The following is a 23,135-nucleotide window of genomic DNA, read 5'->3' as shown; positions in this document are numbered from 1 at the left end:
AACGACGGGCGCCCGGGGACACCTCCCCGCGGCGCCCGTCGCCGTACGGCCGCAAGCAGGGCCCGATCTCGGAGGCACCACCTAAGGTAGGTCGCATGAACGATCGCATGGTGTGGATCGACTGCGAGATGACCGGGCTCTCGCTGACGGACGACGCACTCATCGAGGTGGCCGCGCTGGTCACCGACTCGGAACTGAACGTGCTCGGCGACGGGGTGGACATCGTGATCCGCCCGCCGGACGCGGCCCTGGAGACCATGCCGGAGATCGTGCGCCAGATGCACACGGCCTCGGGCCTCCTGGACGCGCTGGCCGACGGCACGACCCTCGCCGACGCCGAGGCCCAGGTGCTCGCGTATGTACGCGAACACGTCAAGGAGCCCCGCAAGGCCCCGCTGTGCGGAAACTCGGTCTCCACCGACCGCGGCTTCCTCGCCCGGGACATGGCGGCGCTGGAGAACCACCTGCACTACCGGATCGTCGATGTCTCCTCGGTCAAGGAGCTGGCCCGCCGCTGGTACCCGAGGGCGTACTTCAACAGTCCGGAGAAGAGCGGCAACCACCGCGCCCTGGCCGACATCCGCGAGTCCATCGCCGAGCTGCGCTACTACCGCGAGGCGATCTTCGTCCCGCAGCCCGGACCGGACTCGGACACGGCGAAGCAGATCGCGGCGCGCCACGTCCTGACCGGGGAATGACCTCCGGCTCGCGCCCGGCGTAATGCGGGCGCGAGCACCCGCTCGGACCCTGTAGACTTCTTCTCGGCCGGTCGGGGAAACCTTCGGGAAAACCGCCGGTCGTGGTGGGTATAGCTCAGCTGGTAGAGCACCTGGTTGTGGTCCAGGATGTCGCGGGTTCGAGTCCCGTTACTCACCCTGAAGATCGAGGCCCCGGTTCATACGAACCGGGGCCTCGGTCGTTTTCCGGGCAACCAAACCCGGCACGGCGACCACTGTGAGGTACGCAACGCTGTCTCCCCCGGGAGGAACCGTGCAGTACCCGCACCCCCACCCGCACCGGCCGCGCGCCCTGCTCGCCGCCCTGTGCGCCGGTGTCGTCGCCGTCGCCGGCCTCACCGCCGGCTCCGGGACCGCCTCCGCCGCCACCGCCCGGGCGCCCGGCCCTCACTGATCATGGCGCGCGGGTACTACACGCGGTCCGTGGTCGCCGCCTGGGACTGGCGCGGCGGGCAGTTCACCCGCCGCTGGACCTTCGACTCGTCGAGCTCCACCAACACCGGGAAGGGGTACGACGGGCAGGGCTCGCACAGTCTGTCCGTCGGCGATGTGGACGCCGACGGCAGGGACGAGATCGTCTACGGGGCGATGGCGATCGACGACAACGGCAACGGCCTGTGGACCACCAGGACCGGGCACGGCGACGCCCAGCACCTCGGCGACCTCGACCCGGGCACGGCGGGGCTCGAGTACTTCAAGGTGTCCGAGTCCACCTCCCAGCCCGCCGAGCTGTACATCGATCCGAAGAACGGCGCCGTCCGCTGGCGGCTCGGGGCCTGCTGCGACAACGGGCGCGGGGTCGCCGGGGACGTCTACGCCGGGAACGACGGTGCCGAGATGTGGTCGGCGTCCGACACCTCGATACGGGACGAGGCCGGGGCCGCCAAGGGCCGGGAGCCCTCGTCCGCGAACTTTCTGAGCCGGTGGGACGGTGACACCACCCGCGAGCTCCTCGACGGCACCCGCATCGACAAGTACGGGACGGCCGGCGAGACCCGGCTGCTCACCGGCGCGGGCGTGGCCTCCAACAACGGCACGAAGGCCACGCCCGCGCTCTCCGGCGACATCCTCGGCGACTGGCGCGAGGAGGTGGTGTGGCGGACGAGCGACAACACCGCGCTACGGATCCACTCGACGCCGTACGAGACCGGGACGCGGATCACGACCCTGCTGCACGACACCATGTACCGCACGGGCCTTGCCTGGCAGAACACCGCCTACAACCAGCCGCCACACCCGAGTTTCCACATCGGCAGCGGTATGCGAACCGCCCCGCGGCCGCTGATCACGACCCCGTAGTGGCGAGGTGGAGGCCTGATCGGGCGCGAAGGAGCGCGCTCCGGCCGGCGGTAGGGGTGCTCCGGCCGGAGCGCGCGGTGTGGGGGGACCCGGGTGGCTACTTGTAGGCGGCGAACGCCTTGGTGAAGGCCAGCGGCTGCTGGAGGATCGAGGAGCAGGTGGCGTCCGCGTAGTTCACCGCGCCGGCCGCGCACTGCTTGTCGCGGGTCGAGGACCACATCGACAGCCAGCCGATGCCCTTGGACTTCGCGAACTCCACCAGCTGGGTGGCGTCGTCGACCTTGAAGATCTCGGTCGTGACGTCGTTGACACCGATCATCGGCGTGACGGCGACGGCCTTCCAGGCCGCCGCGTCGGTCAGACCGAGGACGCCCTTGATCTGGGCCTGGGTGGCGGTCGCGGCCTGGATCGCGTACTGGCCCATGTCACCGCTGTAGGCCGGTCCGTAGTCCATCGCCATGATGTTGACGGCGTCGACGCGGACACCGTTCCTCTTGGCGTCGGCGAGGAGGTCCACGCCCGGCTGGGTCAGGCCCTCGGGCATGACCGGCAGGGTGAAGGAGACGTTCAGGCCGGGGTGGGACTTCTGGAGCTGGGCGATGGCCTGCGAGCGGCGGGTGTTCGCGGCGGTGTCCGGCAGGGCCGCGCCCTCGATGTCGAAGTCGACCTTGGTGAGCTTGTACTGGTCCACGACCTTGCCGTAGGCGGCGGCGAGTTCGGCGGAGGACGAGCAGTTCAGGGCCAGCTCGTGGCCGGCCGCGCCGCCGAAGGAGACCCGGACGTCGCCGCCCTTGGCCCGCAGGGCGCCTATCTGGGAGGCCACCTTGTCACTGGCGAGGTCGGTGACACCGCCCCACAACGGGGCGCAGGAGCCGCCGGAGGTGATGAAGGCGAGGTTGAACTCCTTCACACCGGTGGCGTCGGCGGTCGCGAGCATGTCGTACGACGGGTAGAGGGAGGTGTCGATGTAGGGCGCGTACTTCGCGGTGGCGCCCGGGGTGCCGGTGGCGGTCGCCGTCGGGGTGGGCGTCGTCGGCGTGGAGGTCGGGGTCGCCGTGGCGGTCCGGCTCGGAGTGGCCGTCGCGGTGGGGGTCGCGGTGGCGGTGGGCTGCTCGGTGGGCCGGCCGCTGGGCGTCGGCGTGGCGCCGCCGACGGAGCAGGTGGCCTTGTTGATAAGGCAGTTGGCCGGGTCGCCCGCCTGGCCGGACGCCGAGGTCACGAAGCCGACGGTGACGGACTGGCCGGGGGCGAGCTCCTTGTTCCAGCTGGCGGGCTTCACGGTGACGTGCCGGCCCGACACGGTGTGTTCGCCGTTCCACAGGGAGCCGATGGTCGTCCCGGCGGGCAGGTCGAACTCCAGCGTCCAGCCCCCCGACTGGACGCTGGAGGTCTCATTGGTGACGACGTACTGACCGGTGTAGCCGCCGTCCCAGGAACTGGTCCTGGTGTACGCGGCGCCGACGGCCGCGGCCTGGGCGGTGCCGGTGAGCGCGAATGCCGCGCCTCCGATCACCGCGGCCGCGACGACCGCGCCGATGACCTTGGTTCTGCCGCTCGCCCTGCGCCGGTGCGAAGTCGTGCCCATCGCGTGCCTGCCTCTGTGTGCCGGGGGTGGGGTGGGGTGCGGCAGCACGTTAGCGAGCGAGAAACAGACAAATGCTCACAAGGAGGCCCGGGTTGAGGATTCTTAGGCTCCGCTTAAGGAAGCCATCGGAACGAGGAAAGGTTCAGACGTCCGCGGCCCGCCGGGAGCCCTGGCCGCTCCGCTTGCGGCGGCCCCGCGGGCCGCGGCGGGCACCCGCCCCGCCGGAGCGGCGGCCGTCCAGGCCGATCCAGATGCGGACCTCCGTGCCGCCGAGCACCGAGTGCCCGATGGCGACGTCGCCGCCGGTGGACTCGGCCATCTGGCGCACGATGTCGAGGCCGAGGCCGGTGGAGCCGTCGCGGTGGCCGCTGTTGCCGCGGGCCAGCGCGGCCGCCGGGTCGGCGATGCCGGGCCCCGCGTCGGAGACCAGGACGATGACGGCGTCGTCGCCGTTGTGGACGTCGACCGAGAAGGCCGTCCCCTCGGGCGTGTGGCGGAAGACGTTGCCGAGCAACGCGTCGAGCGCGGCCACGAGTTCGGGACGGGCGACCGGGATGCGCACCGGGCGTTCGATGCCCGCCACCCGTACCTTGCGGCCCTCGTCCTCGGCGAGCGCGGACCAGAAGTCCATCCGCTCCCGGACGACCTCGGAGGCGTCGCAGCCGGCGCCCGGGCCGACGGCCTGGGTCTGCGGCTTGGCCTCCCGCGCCGTGCGGATGATGGTGTCGACCTCGCGTTCCAGCTGCTCGACGGCGGCCCGGGTCTGCTCGGCCGCAGGACCGGATCCGAGCGAGGCCGCGTTGAGGCGGAGCACGGTCAGCGGGGTGCGCAGCCGGTGGGAGAGGTCCGCGGCCAGCTCGCGTTCGTTGGCGAGGAGCTGGACGACCTGGTCGGCCATCGAGTTGAAGGCGATCGCCGCCGACTTGAGCTCCGGCGGCCCCTCCTCGGGGACGCGCGCGCCGAGCCTGCCCTCGCCCAGATCGTGGGCGGCGCCCGCGAGCCGCTGGGCGGGCTGGACCATCCGGACGCCGAGCCGGTCGGCGACGGCGACGGAGCCGATGATCAGGGCGATGCCGACGCCTGCCAGGACCAGCCAGGCGGTCGCGACCCCGTTGCTGACCTCGCCCTCGGGGACGAAGAGTTCGACGACGGCGACCTGGCCGGAGCTGAGCGCGGTGGGCTGGAGCAGCACGGAGCCGCCCTCCACCTCGGCGATGGTGGCCCGTCCCAGCTCCCGGGTGGTCCGCAGATCCTCCTCGTCGGCCCGGCGGGTGCCGATCTCCAGGGCCTTCGCGCCCGGTTCGTCGGCCGAGGCGGCGGCCGGGACGTGGACGGCCATCCGCCCGGCGGCCCCGTCCTCGGTGGTGGCCACCGCCCGGTCGAGTTCGCCGCGGTCGGTGGTGATCGCGAGCACGGGCGCGAGTCCGGCGGCGCGCCGTTCGGCGTTGGAGAAGGCCCGGTCGCGCGCCATCTCCTTGACGACGAGGCCGAGGGGTACGGCGAAGGCGACGACGACCATGGCGGTGACGGCCAGCGACACCTTGACGAGAGCCCATCTCACGGCTGCTGCTCCCGCGGCGGTTCCAGCTTCACGCCCACCCCGCGCAGGGTGTGCAGATAGCGGGGGTTGGCGGCCGTTTCGCCCAACTTACGACGCAGCCATGACAGATGGACGTCGATGGTCTGATCGTCCCCGTAGGACTGCTGCCACACCTCGGCGAGCAGCTCCTTGCGCGGCACGACCACCCCCGGCCGCCCGGCGAGGAAGGCCAGCAGGTCGAACTCCCGGCGGGTCAGGTCGAGACGGGTCCCGTCGAGCTCCGCCTGCCGACGCAGGGGGTCGATCGACAGGCCACCGACCTGGATCACCCGGGACGGCGGGGCCTCGCCCGCCGCGGCCCGCGAGCGCCGCAGCACGGCGGCCATCCGCGCCGACAGGTGCTCCACGGAGAAGGGCTTGGTGAGGTAGTCGTCCGCGCCGTCGTTGAGGAGCCGGACGATCTCCGTCTCGTCGTCCCGGGCGGTCGCGATGATCACCGGTACGTCGGTGATGCCGCGCAGCATCTTCAGCGCCTCGGACCCGTCCAGATCGGGCAGTCCGAGGTCCAGGATGACCACGTCGAAACGGAAATGGGCGACCTCGCGCAGCGCCTCCAGGGCCGTGCCGACGCTCCGTACGGTGTGGGAGGCCTCGGTCAGATGCCGGATGAGGGCGGAGCGCACGAACTGGTCGTCCTCGACCACGAGCACACTTGCCATGGCCCGCACCGTACGCCATACGGGGGAAAGCGAGGGAAGGTCCACCCTGTCGGAGGCGGTTGGGCGCCGTGGTGCAGTATGGCCCGGATGCGTAGAGGACTTGTTCACGCCATGGCGTGGTCGCTCGCCACGGGCGCGGCGGTCACGCTGTCGTGGTGGGGTGTGCACACCGTGCTTGCCGGCACGGTCTACGACCCGCCGCGCGCGCTGCCCATTCCGGCCGGCACCACTGTCGTACCGGCCGCCGAGGGCAGTGATCCGCTGGCCTCCTCCACGCAGCAGCCGAAGGCCCCGACGTCCTCTCCGTCGGCCACGCCCGGGAAGACCGGCAGCCCTGCGACTTCCCCGCCCGACCCGTCCCCGACTCCCTCGCACAAGCCCACCGCCACGAAACAGCCCGACAGCGGCGGCAATGTGAAGAGCTACACCGTCGACGGCGGCCGGGTCGTGTTCGACCTCGGCGAGACCTCCGCGGAGCTGGTCTCGGCGACGCCGTCCTCGGGCTGGCAGATGCAGGTCTGGAAGCAGCCCACCTGGATCCGGGTCACGTTCACCCAGGACGGCCGCGAGCTGTCGGTGTTCTGCGTCTGGCACGACACCGCGCCCCGGGTGGAGATCGAGGACCGCTAGGGCCTGTCCACCGGGCCTAGGGCCTGTCCGGCCCTAGCGGAAGACCGATGCCGGCGGTACGGGTGAGGGCTTGGCGCTGGCGTCGGTGACGGGGGCCGCTCCTCCGGTGAAGTCGGCGAGCGCCCGGCCGTGTTCGACCCGGCCGGCGTGCGGGTCCGTCGCCACTCGGCGGGTCAGCTCGGCGACGGGCAGCTCCCGGTCGGAGGCGAGCAGCACGGCGTTGCCGAAGCGGCGGCCGCGCAGCACGGTCGGGTCGGCCGTCAGCGCCAGCTCGGGGAAGACGTTGGCGGCGGTGGCGATCTGGCCGCGCAGATGGGTCAGCGGCGGGCCGTCGGCCAGGTTGGCGGCGTAGAACCCGCCGGGCCTCAGCACGCGGCGGACCTCGGTGAGGAACTCGGTGCTGGTCAGATGCGCGGGGGTGCGCGCCCCGCTGAACACATCGGCGATGATCAGGTCCGCCCAGCCGTCCTGGACCTTGGCGAGCCCGGCGCGGGCGTCGGTGGACCGGACCCGTATGCGGGCGGCCGTGTCGAGGGGCAGTTCGCGGCGGACGAGCTGGACCAGCTGGCCGTCGAGTTCCACGATCTGCTGCGTGGAGCGTGGCCGGGTGGCGGCGATGTAGCGCGCGAGGGTGAAGGCACCGCCGCCGAGATGCACGACCTGGAGGGGCCGGTTCGGCGGGGCGGCGAGGTCGGCGATGTGGCCGAGGCGTCGCTGGTACTCGAAGGAGAGATGGGCCGGGTCGTCGAGGTCCACGTGCGACTGCGGGGCGCCGTCGATCAGCAGCGTCCAGCCGCGGGGCCGCTCCCGGTCGGGTATGAGCTCCGCGAGTCCGCCGTCGACGGTCTCGACGACGGCGACGGCGGCTGCCGCCCTCTCACGCGTTCTGTTCCTGGCCACGAGCCCCATTATCGGCGCTCGCGGCAGTGCCTCGCCCGCTCAGCGACAGCCGTCGGCCGCCTCGATCAGACGGGCCGCCTGGCCGAGCGCCTCGCGCAGCACCGCGGGGTCGGTGACCTGGCCGGTGTCCCCGGGCGGCAGGAGCCAGCCGGCGGGGCGGGGAGTGTCACCGGCCGGTTCGGGGAGTTCCGGCAGTTCGGGGATGCGCAGGCCCCGCCCCGAGGTCTGCGTACAGGCGCTGCCCGGCATGTCCCAGCCCTCCGCCGTGCCGGGCGGGACCAGGAAGCCGAGGGTGTCGCAGGCCCCGTCGTGCAGCACGGGGCCGACGACGGGGGCCCCGCCGCGGCGCAGGATGTCGACGGCCTCCAGGCCCTGCCGGACCGGCACGGTCACCAGGTCGCAGGGGGTGTCGTGCGGGGCGCTGGCGTCCGGGGTGGGTACGTGGCGTGCGGTCGACTGCGATCCGATCTCCAACAAGGGACCCTCCTCGCTCCTGAGAAGACACGTTCCGTCTCTCCGCATGGTTCAACGCCCGTGCGCGTCAACGGCTACGGCGGCACGCCGCCGCAAAGGATGGCAGTTCATGGCAGATCGCGCGCGAGATATCCGATTTGTAGCAAAACTCTGCGTACGCGACCGGACACAGCAGGTACGTTCTTGCTCCGCCGGAACACCGGCAGCACCAGGAGAGGGCTCGGCCATGGCGATGTCACGGGCAGTTCCCAATCTCGCCTTCCGCCGGCTCCGCGGACAGCACTCGCCGGCGGAGTTCGCCGCGGCGGTCCGCCGGGCGGCGCGGGAGATCGGCGAGCAGGTCGCCTGCGACGCCCGCTACATCGGACGCGTGGAGGCGGGCGAGATCCGCTGTCCCAACTACGCCTACGAGCGGGTGTTCCTGCACATGTTCCCCGGTCTCGGCCTGGCGGACCTGGGCTTCTCGGCGCGGGAGGCGGTACGCGGCCGACGGCCCACCGCCTCGTCCGGGGCACCGCCCCCACCCGCCGTCACGACCCGGAACGATGAGGAGAGCGACGTGCTGCGTCGCGCATTCATGACGAGCGGCACCGCCACCGTGGCGGCCGCCTCGCTGGGATTCGGCGGCACCGCCGCGGCGATCCCGTCCCCTCGGGGAGCCCACCGGATCGGCGAGGCCGAGGTCCGGGCCGTCGAGGAAGCCGTACGACAGATCCGGCTGCTCGACGACCGGCACGGCGCCGACGGGCTGTACAAGTCGGCCGCTCAGCCGCTGCGGGCGGCGTACGCCCTGCTCGACGCGGGCACGGCGGCACGGCGCTCCACCGAGGACCGGCTGCACGCGGGCGCCGGCGAACTCGCGATCTCCGTCGGCTGGCTGGCCCATGACTCCGGCCGCTTCGACGACGCCCGCTCGCACTACGCGGAGGCCCTGGCCACCGCGCGCGTGGCCGGTGATCCGGCCCTGGAGGCGCACGCCTTCTGCAACACGTCGTTCCTGGCCAGGGACGCGGGACGGTACCGGGAGGCGGTCCGGGCGGCCCAGGCCGGTCTGCGGGCGGCGCAGCCGCTCTCCTCCGACCGGCTGCTCTCCCTGCTCTTTCTCCGGGAGGCGGGGGCCTGGGCCGGGCTCGGCGACCGGACCGCCTGCGAGCAGGCCCTCGGCCGCGCGCACACCCACTTCGCCCGGGGTCAGGCCGACGGGGACCCGGAGTGGATGTCCTTCTTCGGGGAGCCGGAGCTGGAGGCCCTGGAGGCCCAGTGCTGGTCGGCGCTGGGCGAGTGGAGCCGCGCGGCCCGCCACGCCCACCGCGCGACGGTGCTCCAGAACCCGCACTTCGCCCGCAATCTCGCCCTCTACCGCGCCCAACTGGCGAGCAACCTGGCCCACGCGGGCCGTCCCGACGAGGCGGCGGCGGAGGCCCGCCGGGTGGTGGACTCGCTGGACGGCGTGCAGTCCTCCCGGATCCGCACCATCCTCACGGAGACCAGCCGGGTCCTGGCGGCCCATTGACCCCCCGTGGGATGGGGCGACGGCTACTCCAGGTGCCCCGTGTCGTTCCAGCGCGCGAGGGCCGGCTGGCCGTACATCCAGCCCAGCACCGACAGGCTCGTCGGGTCGAGGCCGATGCGGGCGCCGAAGGAGACGTCCTCGCCCAGCCAGCGCGCCGCGATCGTCCGCAGGATGTGCCCGTGCGCGAAGACCAGCACGTCCCGGTCCGCCGACCGCGCCCACTCCACGACCTCGTCCGCCCGCGCCGAGACCTGCGCCAGGCTCTCCCCCTCCGGCACGGCGTCGCGCCACAGCAGCCAGCCGGGGCTGAGCTCCTGGATCTGGGGCGGGGTCAGCCCCTCGTACGCCCCGTAGTCCCACTCCATCAGCGCGTCCCACTCCTGGGCCCGCTCGCCGAAGCCGGCGATGTCGCAGGTCTCACGCGCGCGTGCCAGCGGACTGGTGCGGATCTCGAGGTCCGGCAGCCCGTTCCACGGCGCCCGGTGAAGCCGCTCGCCGAGCAGCTTGGCGCCGCGCCGGCCCTCGTCGAGCAGGGGGATGTCCGTCCTGCCGGTGTGACGGCCGAGCAGTGACCATTCGGTCTGACCGTGCCGGGCGAGCAGGATGCGCGGTGCCATGAAGGCTCCCTGGTTCTTCAACAGGACGACGAATCGGAGTGCACCTCCATCATCGCGCACGTGAATTCACGGCAACGCCCGGGCAACCCCGACCCCCTTCCCGGCGTCCCTCTCCTCGGTCGAAAACGAGGGGGAACCGGGCATGGGCAAGCCACGCTGGTGGACGGAACTGATACTCATCGGCGTCGTGTACGCCGCGTACTCCTGCGGCCGGCTGCTCGCCCGCGGCGATGTGCGGAGCGCCGTCGATCACGGCCTGGCGATCCTCGACCTGGAGAAGTCCCTCCACCTGAACGCCGAGCACCCGCTCAACCGGCTCTTCACGGAGACGCCCGCCCTGGGGGTCCCCGCCGACTTCGCGTACGCCTCCCTGCACTACCTCGTCACACCGGCCGTCCTGATCTGGCTCTACCGCCGCCGGCCCGGCCGCTACCGGGCCGCCCGCACCTGGCTGATGCTCTCCACGCTCCTCGGCCTGATCGGCTTCACCCTGCTGCCCACCTGCCCGCCCCGGCTCCTCGACGCCCGCCACGGCTTCGTCGACACGATGGCGCAGTTCAGCTCGTACGGCTGGTGGGGCGCCGAGGCCAGCGCGCCGCGCGGCATGGGGGCGATGACGAACCAGTACGCGGCCATGCCGAGCCTGCACGTGGGCTGGGCCCTGTGGTGCGGGGTGATGCTGTGGCGGTACGGGCGCACGCCGCTGCTGAAGGCCCTCGGCGTCGCCTACCCGCTGCTCACCACGCTGATCGTCATGGGCACGGCGAACCACTACTTCCTCGACGCGGTCGCGGGGGCCGCCGTGATGGGGCTCGGACTGCTGCTCACCGCGCCCGCGTTGCGCCTCGCGCACCGGGTCCGGACGACCGTGCGCCCCGAGAGGCACGCGCTTGTCAGTGGCGGATGGGAGACTTCCGCGGGTGAGCGAATCCCTGGGCAGCGGAGCTCCTCTCCCTCCGCAGACGACACTCCGGCACCGGCTCGCTGAGCTGCGCGGACCGGCCGCGGTGCCGCATCCGCTGGACGCGCGGGCACTGGCGGCGCTGGCCGCCAACCCCGGCTGCCGGCGGCGTGCGCTGCTCGACGGCGCCGGGGTGGACAAGGCCGCGCTCGCCTCGAAGCTGGGCTCGCCGGCGGCGTTCGGGCAGTCCCAGTTCGCGTTCATGCGGGGCAACGCCTTCGAGGCGAAGGTCAAGGCGGACGGCGGGCGGGAGCTCCTGCGTCTGCTCGGCATCGAGGAGCCCGGGACGGTACGGCTCCCGGATCTGGCCGCGGCCGGCCCCGAGGGCCGCGCGGCCCGCACGGCCCTCGCGCTGCGCGAGGCGACCGCGGCCGGCCAGTGGGCGCTGCTCGACCATCCGATGCTGGCCCTGGAGGTGGCGGGCTCCCCCGCCTATCTGGAGCCCGACGCGGTGGTGGTGCACCCCGACGGCCGGTGGACGGTCGTGGAGATCAAGTCCTTCCCGATGATCGACGGTGCTGCGGACGCCTCCAAGGTGGGCGCGGCCGCCCGCCAGGCGGCGGTGTACGTCCTGGCCCTTGAGCGGGTCGCGGCCCTCACGGAGGGCGCGGAGGTGGCGCACTCGGTGCTCCTCGTCTGCCCGAAGGACTTCTCCAACCTGCCGACGGCCTCGGTCGTCGACGTACGCAAGCAGCTGTCGGTGACCCGCCGGCAGCTGACCCGGCTGACCCGCGTCGAGGACATCGCGGCCGTCCTGCCTGAGGGCGTCACGTTCGATGTGGAGACGTGCTCCGCGGAGGAGCTGGCGTCGGCGGTGGAGTCGGTTCCGCACGCGTACGCGCCGGAGTGCCTGTCCGCGTGCGAGCTGGCCTTCCACTGCCGGGAGCGGGCCCGGCTCGCGGGTGCGGTGGAGGCGCTCGGCCGGTCGGTACGGGGCGAGCTGGGCGGACTGACCACGATCGGGGACGTCCTGGCGGCGGCGCGCGGCGAGGACGGCGACGCGGAGGACCCGACGGTCGACGCGCTGCGCCGCGCGCAGGCGCTGCGGACGGAGGCGCTGGCATGTCGCTGATCTCCACCCTCGCCCGGCTGGAGGCCGTCGAGGCCGGGCGGGCGCAGCCGCTGGCCACGGTGCGGCACCGGCATCTGTCGGACCGGCCGCTCGTGCTCGTTCCGCTGACCACGGCCGGCGAGGCGGGCGCACCGCTCGGCGCATTGGTCGGGACCGATCCCGAGGAGCCCCGGCTCCTGGTCGTCGCGCAGCCGCGCGACCGGGATCTGCGGTTCGCGTTCCTCGCCGACCTGGCCGAGGAGGTCCTGCCGTACATCGACTCGTTCACCGACGTGGTCGAGGCCGCCGAGAAGAACGAGACCGACCCGGAGACGGGCAAGAAGGTCAAGGTCGAGGTCGAACTGTGCGCGGACGCCCCGCAGTTGATCGTTCCGAGCCGGGCGGGCATCGAGTACGTACGGCTCCTCGGGCGCTCGATGCGGTTCCGGCGGACGGCCGAGCAGGATCCGGAGACGCCGTTCCCGGCGCCGCCCCGGGTGCCGCTGCTCGGCCGCTGGCTGACCCACTTCGGTGAGCGGGCCCGGGTGCCGGGATCCTCGCTGCTGCTCGGGGCGACCGATCTGCTGAACCGGCACTGGGCGACGGGCCAGTCCTCCCTGGAGGACCAGCATCTGGGCGCGCTCCTGTCCTGGATCGACCCCCCGGAGGGAGAGTCCGGGGCCGAGGCGGCGCTGCGTGCCGAGCTCGGCCGGGACCGCGACGGGCAGTTGCTGTGCCCGCCCGCCGGTCCCGCGACCGACCCGGCCTTCGACAACCGGCTGCTCGCGCCCGCGATCGAGCGCTTCGACCGGGCACGGCAGGCGCTGGCCGCGGCCGAGGACGGCGAGAGCGCCGACGAGCGGCTCGGCGAACTGCACCGCGCCGAGCGGGAGATCCGCCGGCTGATCGTCTCGCAGCTGAAGCCCACCTGGTACGCGGTGTGGCGCTCGCTCGACCTGCTGCGGGAGCTGCCGGAGGGCGCGCGGGTAGCGGACCGCTGGACCCGCGACCGCTGGTCGTTCACCGGCCACCGCGACCGGGTCGTGGCCGGCGAACCGCCGCAGCCGCGCCGCGACGACGCGGTGACGGCGGCCCAGAAGCTGGCGGCACGGGAGTCCGCGCAGGGCCAGCTGGAGGCGCAGGAGGCGCTGGACGATCCGCTGGTGCTCGCGGGTCGGCGGCTCGCGGGCGAGGCGTTCGTCGCGGAGGTGGTGGAGGTGACGATGGCCTGGTCGGAGTCGAAGCGGCCCTCGCCGCGCCCGCTGCTCACGGTCCGCACGGACGACCGGCCGCACCTGGGCGAGCGGGTGAAGGTGTACCGCTCACTCGAAGGCAAGCCGCAGACGGCGGAGTTCGTACGGTACGAGGAGGACGGCTCGCTCGTGCTGCGGGTCACCGACCGGATGGGCCGGTCCAAGGAGCCCGCGGAGGGCTCGGTGCCGGAGAAGGGTGAGCGGATCGCCTGGACGCTGTTCGAGCACGACCAGCGGGTGGGCGCGAAACTGCCGGACCCGGAGGAGACGCCCTGGACGCACGGCGGGCCCCCGCGCTCCGACGTCGCCGAGCTGCCCGACGCCGTGACCACGGAGGACCTGCTGTGACCGCCGATGTCTTCGATCCCGGCGCCGAGGCCGCGCGGGCGACGCGCGAGATCCTCGAGGACACCCTGCACGGGAACGCCCGGGGCGTCGTCGTCGACTCCCCGCCGGGCGCCGGCAAGTCGACGCTCGTCGTGCGGGCCGCGCTGGAACTGGCCGCCGCGGGGCGGCCTTTGATGGTCGTCGCGCAGACGAACGCGCAGGTGGACGACCTGGTACTGCGGCTCGCGGAGAAGGAGCCGGACCTTCCGGTGGGCCGGCTGCACTCCAACGACAGTGATCCGTACGACAAGGCGCTCGACGATCTGGAGAACGTACGGAAGTCGTCGAAGGCGGGGGACCTGGCGGGCCTGGACGTGGTCATCTCGACGGCCGCGAAGTGGGCGCATGTGAAGAACGTCGAGCCGTGGGCGCACGCGATCGTGGACGAGGCGTACCAGATGCGCTCGGACTCACTGCTCGCGGTGGCCGGGCTCTTCGAGCGGGCGCTGTTCGTGGGCGACCCGGGGCAGTTGGACCCGTTCTCGGTGGTCGGCGCGGAGCAGTGGGCGGGCCTTTCGTACGACCCGTCGGCGAGTGCGGTCTCGACGCTGCTCGCCCACAATCCGGACCTGCCGCAGCACCGGCTGCCGGTGTCCTGGCGGCTGCCGGCCTCGGCCGCGCCGCTGGTGTCCGACGCGTTCTATCCGTACACCCGCTTCCGCAGCGGCACGGACCACGGCGACCGGCGGCTGGCCTTCGGGGTGCCGTCGGACGGCTCGGGCCCGGACCGGGTCCTGGACGAGGCCGCCGAGTCGGGGTGGGGGCTGCTCGAACTGCCGGCCCGCCACACGCCCCGCACCGACCCTGAGGCCGTCGGTGCGGTGGCGCTGGTGGTGCGCCGTCTCCTGGACCGGGGTGGGGCGGCCGTCTCGGAGCGTTCGCCCGATCCGGTCCCGCTGACCCCCGACCGGATCGCGGTCGGCACGGCCCACCGCGACCAGGCGGCGGCGGTCCGCGCGGCGCTCGCGGAGCTGGGGGTCTCGGGCGTGACGGTGGACACCGCGAACCGTCTGCAGGGCCGCGAGTACGACGTGACGGTGGTCCTCCACCCACTCTCGGGCCGCCCGGACGCCACGGCCTTCCACCTGGAGACGGGCCGCCTGTGCGTCCTGGCCTCCCGCCACCGCCACGCCTGCATCGTGGTCTGCCGCGCGGGCGTGGCGGACCTCCTGGACGACCACCCGTCGACGGAACCGATCCAGCTGGGAGTGACGGTGAAGTTCCCTGATGGTTGGGAGGCGAACCACGCGGTGCTCTCCCACCTGGCGGAGCACCGGGTCAGCTGGTCACCGGCCTGACGGGGTGGCGCGGGGCGGGGCGGGCCGCGGAGGCGTGGGCGAGGAGTTCGTCGACCGACCACTGGTCGTCGAGGTGTTCGCCGTACTTCGCGGCGACGATCCGGCCGTCGGTCCCGATCAGGAAGTCTCCGGGCAGTCCCAGCCGTCCGCCCTGCGGGCGGAGCACCGGCGGGCGTTCACGACCGTGCAGCATCTCCCAGGTGCCGACGACCACGGCCCGGACGATCGGCCCCCACGCCCTCGGGCTGAGCAGCGCCCTGGGTGAGGACTCGACGCCGAACGCGGTGTAGAGCCGCTTGCCGGGATCGGCGACGACCGGGAACGGCAGGCCGTCCAGGTGCGGGGCGAGTTCCTCGGGCGGCGAGTGGAAGACGACGACCTCCCGGATGCCGGCCGCCTCGATCTCCTCGTGCCGTCGCGCCACGGACCGCAGGTGCAGATGACAGACGGGGCAGCCGGCGAAGCGCCGGAACTGCAGGTGGACGAGTCGTTCGGGGTCCGGGACCGCGACCGGCGGCCCGAGGAGCGGGTCGAGTGTGCGGACGGGGGCCGAAGAGCCGGGCTGCAGCTGCTTTCCGGGCAGGGCCATGGAACACCTCCACGTAGGCGTACGGTGTACTCCTAACAGCGTAGGCGTATGGCGTACGCTGTCAACCCATGCCACGCCCCCGCTCCCTCACCCAGGACCAACTGGCCGCCGCCGCCCTCGCCGTCATCGACCGCGACGGACTCACCGGCCTGTCGATGCGCACCGTCGCCAAGGAACTCGGCATGAGCACCATGGGGCTCTACCGGTACGTGGCCGACCGCGACGAACTGGAAGGGCTCGTCGCCGAGCGCGTCCTGAGCACCGTCGACCCGACCCCGCCCGCCGCCGGCACGCCCTGGCCGGAGCGGATCGAGGTCATGGTCCGCCGGCTGCGCGACAGCGTGGGCGCGCACCCCGCCGCCGTCCCGCTGACCGTCACCCACCGGCACCGGCTGCCCGGACTGCTGCGCTGGTCGGAGTCGCTGCTCGGGATCCTGGCCGAGGCGGGCATCGAGGGCGAACAGCGGGTCGTCGCCCTGCGCGGCCTGATCTCGTACGTCGTCGGGGCGATCCAGCTCGAACACCTCGGGTCCCTCGCCGGCGCGGGCACGACCGCCATCGCGGAACTACCCGTCGACCGCTACCCGTACATGACGGACGCGGCCCACCACGCCCCCGGCATCGACGCCGAACGGGAGTTCTTCGGCGGGCTCACGGTCTACCTGCGCGGCCTCGGCGACTGAGCGTCCCCGCCCCCTTGCGCGAAGCGGGACAATGGAAGACGGCCCGGGTGTCCGGGCCGCGTGTGTGCGAGGAGGAGAAGGACGATGGCGGAATCCGCGGAGCGGAACGAGCAGCGGCGCCTCCGGCCCGCACCGCTGATCTTCGAGCCTGCCGAGGCGACCGCCGACCCGGAGCACTTCTTCGACCTGGAGTCGATCGAGGACCCGCGGGAGCTGCTGTCCCGCGCGACCGAGCTGACGCTCGCCTTCCGGGCGGCGACGGACCGGGCGATCGAGTTCCAGGCGATCGCGGCGGCGCAGCTCGCCGACCCCCGCCGGTTCGACCGGCTGACGCCCGCGGACGTCGCCGAGCGGGCGGAGTGGACCGAGGACTACGCGCGCCGGATGATCGAGTTCGGCCGAGACCTGATCCGTACGGGCGGTACGTCCCAGGAGGACTGAGCCATGGCCCGGGCGACCACCCCGGGCCACACGGCACAAGGGGCACTGCCACCACCCCGGCCGACGCGAGGGGCACTGCCACCACCCCCGGCCACTCGGCACGAGGGACGCCGCCACCGACCCCCGGCCACACGCCGCGCGGGCGCCATCACCCCCTGGCATATGCCGGGGCGAAAGATACTCCTCCGGCACCCGCCCTGTCCCGGTTTCCGGCAACCCTCGGAAACGGAGCCGTCACTCCCGGTAGATCTGGCTCCATGAGCGCATGGCTGCGAGACGAGACCCCCCTGAGCCCGGCCCAGAGCGACACCGACGAGTGGCGGACGGACCGGCCGGACATCTTCCGCTCCCTGCGGGACCGGGACGAGGGGCGCCATCACACGGCGCACGTCACCTCCGCCGGGGCCGACTGGCTCGCCTCCGCCGCCGCATATCCGCGCTCCACGCTGGCGCTCTGGGAGGCCCGGCCCGCCGCGCCCGCCGTCCTCCCCTGCGGGACCGTGTTCGACGTCGTGAACGTGGACACGATCTTCGGGCGCCGGATGCTCGACCGACTCTGGGAGGAGGGGCCGGGCACGGGCCCCGTCGCCGTGTACCGGGGCCGGATGCTGCTGTTCGCCGCGCCCGGAACGGCTCAGCGGTTACCGTCCCTGCTCGAGTGGGAGGAGTGGGGTGACACCGTCCCGCCGCCGCTCTGTCACGGCACCGGCGACGCCGTGACCATCCCTCCGCTGACCCCGCTCGAGCCCACCGGCCCCCGCTGGGTCGTCGCACCCGACACCCGCCACCCCTGGCTGCCGGGGCCCGAGGTCATGCTCTGGGCCTGCGTCCGGGCGGTCCGGGCCGCATCCGCCGCCGACGTGCGGATATCGATTTTTCCTCCCGCCGATCAGGATGCTAAGGTCTACGACGTCAGCAGGCGCCGCTAGCTCAGTTGGTTAGAGCAGCTGACTCTTAATCAGCGGGTCCGGGGTTCGAGTCCCTGGCGGCGCACAGACGGAAGAAGCCCCTCGCGCAAGCGGGGGGCTTCTTCGTGTGCGCGGTACGGCACGGCGGTGTGCGCGTACGGGCACCTCAGGGGCTGTCCGGCAGCGTCACCTTCACCGTCCACACGCCCGCCCGCGTCCGGTCCGCCACCTCCACCCGCGTGCCCTCCCCCGGCACCGTGAACGTCTCGCCGACCCCCAGCGGTGCGTCCGCGAGCGGCGGGTACACCGAGCGGTCCCAGCAGGCCTCGGTCCGCGGATGGGTGTCCACGACCTCGACCGGGCCGTCCCCGGACGCCGCCTCGTTCCGTACGCGGTAGATCAGCACACCCTCCGTACACGTGTCCCGGTCGTTGCCGGTCGAGCCGCGCGCCTCGATCGCGAGCGCGGTGCCCACTCCCGTCCGTACGACCGCGAGCCGTTTGCCGACCGTGCCGCCGGCCTCCGGCGCCGCCGCCAGGGGCTCCAGGCTGAGCACCCGGGTGCCCGGTCCCTGCACACAGGTCACCTGGCTCCGGTCCAGCCAGCCCAGCTTCCACTTGTGCCAGCCGAAGAGGTCCGGGGCGAGGCCGAACTGGCTGCCCATGACGTCCCAGTCCCCCACATGGGTGTCCCAGTCGCCCTTGCCGTCCGTCGGCCGGTGGTAGAGGTCGGGCAGGTCGAAGACGTGGCCGGTCTCGTGGGCCAGCACGTTGCGGTCCGGCGGATGCCGCTCGAAGACGGTCACGACCCGATCGATCTCCGTGCCGTCCACCGTGAGCGGGTGTTCCAGGTTGACGACCTTCGTGGCGTCGGAGTCCACGCCCGGCGCGTCCGGGTCGGCGACCAGGTAGACGATGTCGTACCGCGAGAAGTCGACCTTCTCGTTCGCCGCCGCGACCGCGTCCCGCAGATACGCCGTGCGCTTCCCCGCGTCCCAGTCGCGCTGTATGGCGTACGAGGTGGAGGCCTTCGGCATCCGGGTCCATTCGCGCTGGGTGTCCGGGCGGAGCGTGAAGCGGCCGTACGAGGCGCGCCGGAAGAACTCGCTCGTGCCCGGGAAGTGGTCGGCGGCCAGCGCGTCGGGGCTGGTCAGCGGGGCGGAGTCGGGGAAGGACAGGAAGATCATGACCGCGTCGAGGGAGCGGACGGGCTGCGGGTAGGAGCTGTTCCAGGTGTCCAGACCCAGGGAGTGATGGGCGGCGGTGCGCGGCAGGGCGCAGGGACCGGCCGCGGGGGCGCCCGCGGCGGGGCCCGCCACGAGCCCGGTCGCGGCGAGCGCCACCAGGGAGGTGAAGGCCGCCGCGGAGGAACGCAGCCGCGGACGTTCCACTCCCTCGGGTGTCTGCTGACCCCTCACGTAGACCTCCGGCTCCGTAATGTGGGACACCTCATCCACCTTGTGATGGTTTGGGAGGTTTCGCACTTTTCCGCTGCCCCAGTCGGGTGAGCGGGCGACATGGCGTCGACGCGACACGCGCGCTCAACGGCTCACGGAACGTCACAATCGGTCAGGCCGCCGCAGTCCCATGTCAGACCCGCGCAGAAACGATCGGCCAGGGGTCCGCGGCAGAGGGACTCACGGCCCCGTCGGGCGGGAGGGCGCCCATGGAGCTGGAATGACCCCCGTGGCTGCCCCTATGATCGGCACACTTTCCAGGCCGACCCCCATCCCGACCACGTCCGTACGACCAACTGCACTACGGGAGCGAGCGGTGAGCGGAACCCCCGAAGGACCGGTGCACACCCAGCTCTCGCCCGCACGGGAGCCCGCGCCTCCGATCACGGAGCGTCATCACGACCCCCAGGTCGACGCCGAACTCCGCGACTACCGCGCCGCCTTCCGGGCCGCCCAGCTCGCCATGGCGGTGGTCGACCAGAACGGCCTCGTCGTCTCCGCCAACGAGGCACTCGGCACCCTCCTCGGCACCGAGACCGACGCGCTCACCGAGCAGGCCGCAGCCGACCTCGTCGACCTCGCCTCCGACGGCCGCACCTGGCACGCGTACCGCGAGGTGCTGCGCGGCCGCCGTTCCCGCTTCCGCTGCACACGCCGGCTCAAGCACCCCGACGGGCGCTCGCTCTGGGCCGAGGTCACCGTCTCCCCCGTGCCCGACAGCCGGCGCGTCCTCCTCTCGATCGCCGACATCAGCGACCGGCGCGAACTGCAGGCACGGCTCCGCCACCTCCAGATGCACGACCCGGTGACCCGACTGCCCAACCGCGCGCTGTTCTTCGAGCGGGTCTCGGCGGCCCTGGAGGCGGCCTCGCAGGAGGAGGAGTGCCCGGACATCCGATCGTCCTACGAGTCCTACGAGTCGTACGGGCATGGCGGAACAGGGCGGATCGGTCTCTGCTATCTCGATCTCGACGGCTTCAAGGCGGTCAACGACACCCTCGGGCACCGGATCGGGGACCGACTACTCGCCGCCGTGGCCGCCCGCCTGACGGAGTGTGCGGACAACGACGGGTACACCAGGAGCGGCGGGCACCTGGTGGCGCGGCTCGGCGGCGACGAGTTCGCGATCCTCGTCGAGGACTCCACGGGGACCGAACAGCTCGCGGATCTGGCCCAGTCCGTCCTCTGCGCGCTCCAGCAGCCCTTCGACCTGGCCGGCCAGCGGCTCTCGGTCTCGGCCTCGATCGGGGTGGTGGAGCGGGGCGCCCACGGTACGACCGCGACGGGGCTGATGCAGGCTGCGGACACCACGCTGTACTGGGCGAAGGCCGACGGCAAGGCCCGCTGGACCCTCTTCGACCCGGAGCGCAACGCGCACCGGATGACCCGGCAGGCACTGTCCTCCACGCTCCGCCCGGCCGTGGAGCGCGGGGAGTTCGCGCTGGAGTACCAGCCGCTGGTGGGTCTGGCGGACGGGTCGGTGCACGGGGTGGAGGCGCTGGTGCGCTGGAACCACCCGCAGTTCGGCTCGCTCCCGCCGAATCGGTTCATCGGAATTGCGGAAGAAGACGGCTCGATCGTCGACCTGGGGCGGTGGGTGCTGCGGACGGCGTGCCGCCAGGCCCGGCAGTGGCAGAAGGACCATCCGCGCGAGCGGCCGCTGTTCGTGAGCGTCAACGTGGCCGTACGGCAGGTCTGGGACTCGGACCTGGTGGCGGACGTGGCGGGCATCCTGGCGGAGACCGGGCTCGCGCCGCATCTGCTCCAGCTTGAGCTGACCGAGTCCGCGGTGATGGGCTCGGCGGGCCGGCCGCTGCAGGCGCTCCAGGCGCTGAGCGACATGGGGGTGCGGATCGCGATCGACGACTTCGGCACCGGCTACTCGAACCTGGCGTATCTGAGCCGGCTGCCCGTCTCCGTGCTCAAGCTGGACGGATCGTTCGTCCGCGGCTTCCAGGACGAGGCGCACGCCAACCCGGCGGACGAGCTGATCGTGGAGGCCCTCGTCCAGCTCGCCCACCGGCTGGGTCTGACGGTCACCGCCGAGTGCGTGGAGACCTCGGGGCAGGCGACCCGGCTGCGGCGCATCGGCTGCGACACGGGGCAGGGCTGGCTCTACTCGCGCGCGGTGGCCCCGGACCGTATCGCCGAGCTGATCGGTTCGACGCCGATGCCCGTCTGAGACGGAGATGGAACTGCCCCCGGCCGGAGGGACATCCGGGCGGGGGCAGTGGTCATTTCAGCGGGGGATCAGCAGGCGCCCTGGTCCTTCCACACGCCCCACTCGCCGGTCGTGCCCGGCTCCTCGTTCTGGGTCCACCACTGGGCGAGCCACTTGTGGCCCTTGTGAGAGACGACCGTTCCGCCGGTGTAGACGGTGCCGGCCACGTACGCCGGGACGGTGCCGCAGCCCGTGGGGGGCTGGGTGGTCGGGGGCGTGGTGGGCGGGGTGGTGGTCGGAGGCGTGGTGGTGGGAGGCGTGGTCGGCGGGACGGTGGTGCCGCCCAGCGCGTCGTTGATCTGGTTCAGCAGCGTGGTGTTGGTGTCCAGGCCGAGGAGCGAGTACATCATCGCGCCGGCCAGACCGCGCTGCTTGCCGTACGCCACCCGGGCCTGGATGGTCCGCTGGTCGAGGCCGGTGAAGAACTCGCCGTCCTTGTAGAAGTAGGCCGACTTCGCCTGGTCGTCCCAGAACGTCGTGGCCGCGTTGTCGACGATGCCGCCGAGCTCCTTGTAGTGCGCGATGCCCGCCTGCTGGCTGACCGGGCGGGCCGCCGAGGCGCCGGTGGCCGGCTGCGCGAGGCCGTTGGCCGAGCCGGCCGGGACGCCCTTCCAGCCGCGGTAGTAGAACTCGTAGCCCAGCGTCAGCTTGTTCGCCGGGAAGCCGCCCGCGATGCCGTAGGCCGGCTTGCCGTCGATCCAGGAGTCGATCGCGTTGTCGATCGAGTACTTCTCGGTGCCCGGCGCGATGGGGTCGGTCGGGTCGTTCGAGCCGGAGTACAGCGGGGACTGGTGGTACGTCGGCCCGTCGCCGTCCCAGGCGCCGTGCATGTCGTACGTCATGATGTTCGCGTAGTCGAGGTACGCGCCGATCTTGTCCGTCTCGATGTTCTTGATCTTGTCCTGGCCGGCCGGGAGGGCCGCGGTCAGCAGGTACTTCTTGCCACCGTTCGCCGCGCCGTGGGCGTCGAGCTGCTTGCGGAACTCGGCGAGCAGGAGGGTGAAGTTGGCCTTGTCCTCGGGGCCGTAGTGGTTGCCGAGGTGGCCGTCGGGCGAGCCCGGGTACTCCCAGTCGATGTCGATGCCGTCGAAGATGCCGGCGGCGGTGCCCGGACCGCCGTAGCCGCCCTCGACCGGCAGGTCGCCCTGGATGTACTGCTTGATACAGGAGGCCACGAACTTCTTGCGGCTCGCGTCCGTCTTGGCCGCGTCGTGGAAGTACTTGGAGTACGTCCAGCCGCCGAGCGAGATGTTGATCTTCAGGTGCGGGTACTTCGCCTTCAGCTCCTTGAACTGGTTGAAGACACCCACGATCGGCTGGTCCCACTTGTCGGCGACACCGTCGACACTGTCCGCGGCCGAGAAGGAGCGCTGGTAGTCGGCGTACGAGTCGCCCGCCCCGTCACCGGCGTTCGGGTTCGCGTCGTCACCGGCCGCCTTGTTGGCCTCGAAGCAGGTGAGTTCGGTCGGGTGGATGTTCCCGAACGAGTAGTTGATGACGTCCAGTTTGCCCGCGATGCCCCGCGTGTCGAGGTGCTTGGGGTAGAAGGCGTTCCCGTACACGCTCCACTGGTCGTAGTACGCGATCTTCACGCCACCGGCCGAGGCGGTGGTGGCGGTGCCGGCCGCCTGGGCGGAGCCGAGCCCGACGGTCGCGGCGAGCGCGCCTGCGGCGAGGGCCGAGCTGACGAGCGCGGCGATCAATGGCTTACGGGGGTGCACGTGCGGCCTCCGAGGGGGTACGAGGGGTGCGCGGTACAGCAGTTGGAGAAGTGATAGCCGCCACGTGAACAGCGAGTCAATGGTCTGAACCAGATTGAGGACTAGACCAATTGACGGATGAAAGCCCTTGTCAGAGCGGTGCAGCACAAAGC

General features: G+C 72.3%; 21 protein-coding genes, 2 tRNA genes and 1 pseudogene. 15 read left to right on the top strand and 9 right to left on the bottom strand.

All coding sequences use genetic code 11. The annotated features are described in order from the left end of the window. Window positions 1-95: 95 nt before the first annotated feature. The 4 genes and pseudogenes from orn to ABZ939_RS10730 all read left to right on the top strand — a co-directional run. Complete coding sequence (orn, locus tag ABZ939_RS10745) at window positions 96-698, top strand: oligoribonuclease (RefSeq protein WP_361851557.1); 603 nt, start codon at window positions 96-98, stop codon at window positions 696-698. 104 nt (window positions 699-802) lie between these two features. After that, window positions 803-875: transfer RNA gene (locus tag ABZ939_RS10740), tRNA-His, on the top strand. A gap of 115 nt (window positions 876-990) precedes the next feature. Beyond that, on the top strand, window positions 991-1,131 hold the full coding sequence (locus ABZ939_RS10735; RefSeq protein ID WP_361851938.1) for a hypothetical protein: 141 nt from the start codon (window positions 991-993) through the stop codon (window positions 1,129-1,131). Next, window positions 1,113-2,036, top strand: a pseudogene (locus tag ABZ939_RS10730) (rhamnogalacturonan lyase); the annotation flags it as partial. The gene ABZ939_RS10735 and the pseudogene ABZ939_RS10730, both read left to right, overlap by 19 nt. 97 nt (window positions 2,037-2,133) lie before the next feature. On the opposite strand, the gene ABZ939_RS10725 reads toward ABZ939_RS10730, so the two are convergent. The 3 genes from ABZ939_RS10725 to ABZ939_RS10715 form a co-directional block, all read right to left on the bottom strand. Next, the gene (locus tag ABZ939_RS10725; protein ID WP_361851555.1) at window positions 2,134-3,621 is read right to left on the bottom strand and encodes a cellulose binding domain-containing protein; all 1,488 of its coding nucleotides are present in this window, start codon (window positions 3,619-3,621) and stop codon (window positions 2,134-2,136) included. Window positions 3,622-3,763: 142 nt separating this feature from the next. Further along, on the bottom strand, window positions 3,764-5,182 hold the full coding sequence (locus tag ABZ939_RS10720) for a HAMP domain-containing sensor histidine kinase (RefSeq protein ID WP_361851552.1): 1,419 nt from the start codon (window positions 5,180-5,182) through the stop codon (window positions 3,764-3,766). Continuing rightward, on the bottom strand, window positions 5,179-5,880 hold the full coding sequence (locus tag ABZ939_RS10715; RefSeq protein ID WP_361851549.1) for a response regulator transcription factor: 702 nt from the start codon (window positions 5,878-5,880) through the stop codon (window positions 5,179-5,181). The genes ABZ939_RS10720 and ABZ939_RS10715 overlap by 4 nt, the downstream gene beginning before the upstream one ends. Window positions 5,881-5,958: 78 nt before the next feature. Here ABZ939_RS10715 and ABZ939_RS10710 point away from each other — a divergent pair, with 78 nt between their 5' ends. Then, a complete protein-coding gene (locus ABZ939_RS10710; RefSeq protein WP_361851547.1) occupies window positions 5,959-6,510 on the top strand; it encodes a hypothetical protein in 552 nt (183 codons plus the stop codon). A 33-nt stretch (window positions 6,511-6,543) separates the two neighbouring features. Here ABZ939_RS10710 and ABZ939_RS10705 read toward each other — a convergent pair whose 3' ends face one another. Both ABZ939_RS10705 and ABZ939_RS10700 read right to left on the bottom strand, forming a co-directional pair. Next, window positions 6,544-7,419 (bottom strand): fused MFS/spermidine synthase, encoded by an 876-nt coding sequence (locus ABZ939_RS10705; protein WP_361851544.1) that lies wholly within the window; start codon window positions 7,417-7,419, stop codon window positions 6,544-6,546. A 30-nt stretch (window positions 7,420-7,449) separates the two neighbouring features. Beyond that, window positions 7,450-7,887 carry a hypothetical protein gene (locus ABZ939_RS10700; protein WP_361851541.1) on the bottom strand — a complete coding sequence of 146 codons (438 nt, stop codon included), beginning with the start codon at window positions 7,885-7,887 and terminating at the stop codon, window positions 7,450-7,452. A 223-nt stretch (window positions 7,888-8,110) separates the two neighbouring features. Between ABZ939_RS10700 and ABZ939_RS10695 the strand changes: the two genes are divergently transcribed. Continuing rightward, entirely contained in the window at window positions 8,111-9,397 is a 1,287-nt protein-coding gene (locus ABZ939_RS10695) for a tetratricopeptide repeat protein (RefSeq protein ID WP_361851538.1), read from the top strand. Window positions 9,398-9,420: 23 nt separating this feature from the next. On the opposite strand, the gene ABZ939_RS10690 is transcribed toward ABZ939_RS10695, so the two are convergent. Further along, entirely contained in the window at window positions 9,421-10,014 is a 594-nt protein-coding gene (locus ABZ939_RS10690; protein WP_361851535.1) for a histidine phosphatase family protein, read from the bottom strand. A 142-nt stretch (window positions 10,015-10,156) separates the two neighbouring features. Between ABZ939_RS10690 and ABZ939_RS10685 the strand changes: the two genes are divergently transcribed. Genes ABZ939_RS10685 through ABZ939_RS10670 form a run of 4 tightly spaced genes read left to right on the top strand, consistent with a single transcriptional unit; the run spans window position 10,157 to window position 14,964 of the window. After that, entirely contained in the window at window positions 10,157-11,002 is an 846-nt protein-coding gene (locus ABZ939_RS10685) for a phosphatase PAP2 family protein (RefSeq protein WP_361851532.1), read from the top strand. After that, window positions 10,935-12,047, top strand: a complete 1,113-nt coding sequence (locus ABZ939_RS10680; RefSeq protein WP_361851529.1) for a hypothetical protein — start codon at window positions 10,935-10,937, stop codon at window positions 12,045-12,047. Before ABZ939_RS10685 ends, ABZ939_RS10680 begins: the two co-directional genes overlap by 68 nt. Next, the gene (locus ABZ939_RS10675; RefSeq protein ID WP_361851526.1) at window positions 12,038-13,627 is read left to right on the top strand and encodes a hypothetical protein; all 1,590 of its coding nucleotides are present in this window, start codon (window positions 12,038-12,040) and stop codon (window positions 13,625-13,627) included. The genes ABZ939_RS10680 and ABZ939_RS10675 overlap by 10 nt, the downstream gene beginning before the upstream one ends. After that, window positions 13,624-14,964 carry an AAA family ATPase gene (locus tag ABZ939_RS10670; RefSeq protein WP_361851523.1) on the top strand — a complete coding sequence of 447 codons (1,341 nt, stop codon included), beginning with the start codon at window positions 13,624-13,626 and terminating at the stop codon, window positions 14,962-14,964. Before ABZ939_RS10675 ends, ABZ939_RS10670 begins: the two co-directional genes overlap by 4 nt. Here ABZ939_RS10670 and ABZ939_RS10665 read toward each other — a convergent pair. Next, a complete protein-coding gene (locus ABZ939_RS10665; RefSeq protein ID WP_361851520.1) occupies window positions 14,945-15,553 on the bottom strand; it encodes a peroxiredoxin-like family protein in 609 nt (202 codons plus the stop codon). The genes ABZ939_RS10670 and ABZ939_RS10665 overlap by 20 nt on opposite strands. Window positions 15,554-15,621: 68 nt before the next feature. Between ABZ939_RS10665 and ABZ939_RS10660 the strand changes: the two genes are divergently transcribed. From ABZ939_RS10660 to ABZ939_RS10645, 4 genes are all read left to right on the top strand, one after another. Next, window positions 15,622-16,236, top strand: a complete 615-nt coding sequence (locus ABZ939_RS10660) for a TetR/AcrR family transcriptional regulator (RefSeq protein WP_361851517.1) — start codon at window positions 15,622-15,624, stop codon at window positions 16,234-16,236. An 84-nt stretch (window positions 16,237-16,320) separates the two neighbouring features. Continuing rightward, complete coding sequence (locus tag ABZ939_RS10655) at window positions 16,321-16,677, top strand: hypothetical protein (RefSeq protein WP_361851514.1); 357 nt, start codon at window positions 16,321-16,323, stop codon at window positions 16,675-16,677. A 257-nt stretch (window positions 16,678-16,934) separates the two neighbouring features. Beyond that, on the top strand, window positions 16,935-17,606 hold the full coding sequence (locus ABZ939_RS10650) for a bifunctional DNA primase/polymerase (RefSeq protein ID WP_361851512.1): 672 nt from the start codon (window positions 16,935-16,937) through the stop codon (window positions 17,604-17,606). Next, window positions 17,597-17,670, top strand: a tRNA-Lys gene (locus ABZ939_RS10645). Before ABZ939_RS10650 ends, ABZ939_RS10645 begins: the two co-directional genes overlap by 10 nt. A gap of 81 nt (window positions 17,671-17,751) precedes the next feature. On the opposite strand, the gene ABZ939_RS10640 is transcribed toward ABZ939_RS10645, so the two are convergent. Next, complete coding sequence (locus ABZ939_RS10640; RefSeq protein ID WP_361851910.1) at window positions 17,752-19,002, bottom strand: M6 family metalloprotease domain-containing protein; 1,251 nt, start codon at window positions 19,000-19,002, stop codon at window positions 17,752-17,754. Between the two features lie 355 nt (window positions 19,003-19,357). On the opposite strand from ABZ939_RS10640, the gene ABZ939_RS10635 reads away from it, so the two are divergent. Then, window positions 19,358-21,223, top strand: coding sequence for an EAL domain-containing protein (locus ABZ939_RS10635; RefSeq protein WP_361851509.1), 1,866 nt, complete (start codon window positions 19,358-19,360; stop codon window positions 21,221-21,223). A 68-nt stretch (window positions 21,224-21,291) separates the two neighbouring features. On the opposite strand, the gene ABZ939_RS10630 is transcribed toward ABZ939_RS10635, so the two are convergent. Beyond that, entirely contained in the window at window positions 21,292-22,983 is a 1,692-nt protein-coding gene (locus ABZ939_RS10630; RefSeq protein ID WP_361851506.1) for a glycosyl hydrolase family 18 protein, read from the bottom strand. Window positions 22,984-23,135 lie beyond the last annotated feature (152 nt).

The organism is Streptomyces sp. NPDC046712 (genome assembly GCF_040645695.1).
Lineage (GTDB): Bacteria > Actinomycetota > Actinomycetes > Streptomycetales > Streptomycetaceae > Streptomyces.
This window is presented reverse-complemented; position numbering and strand designations above follow the sequence as displayed.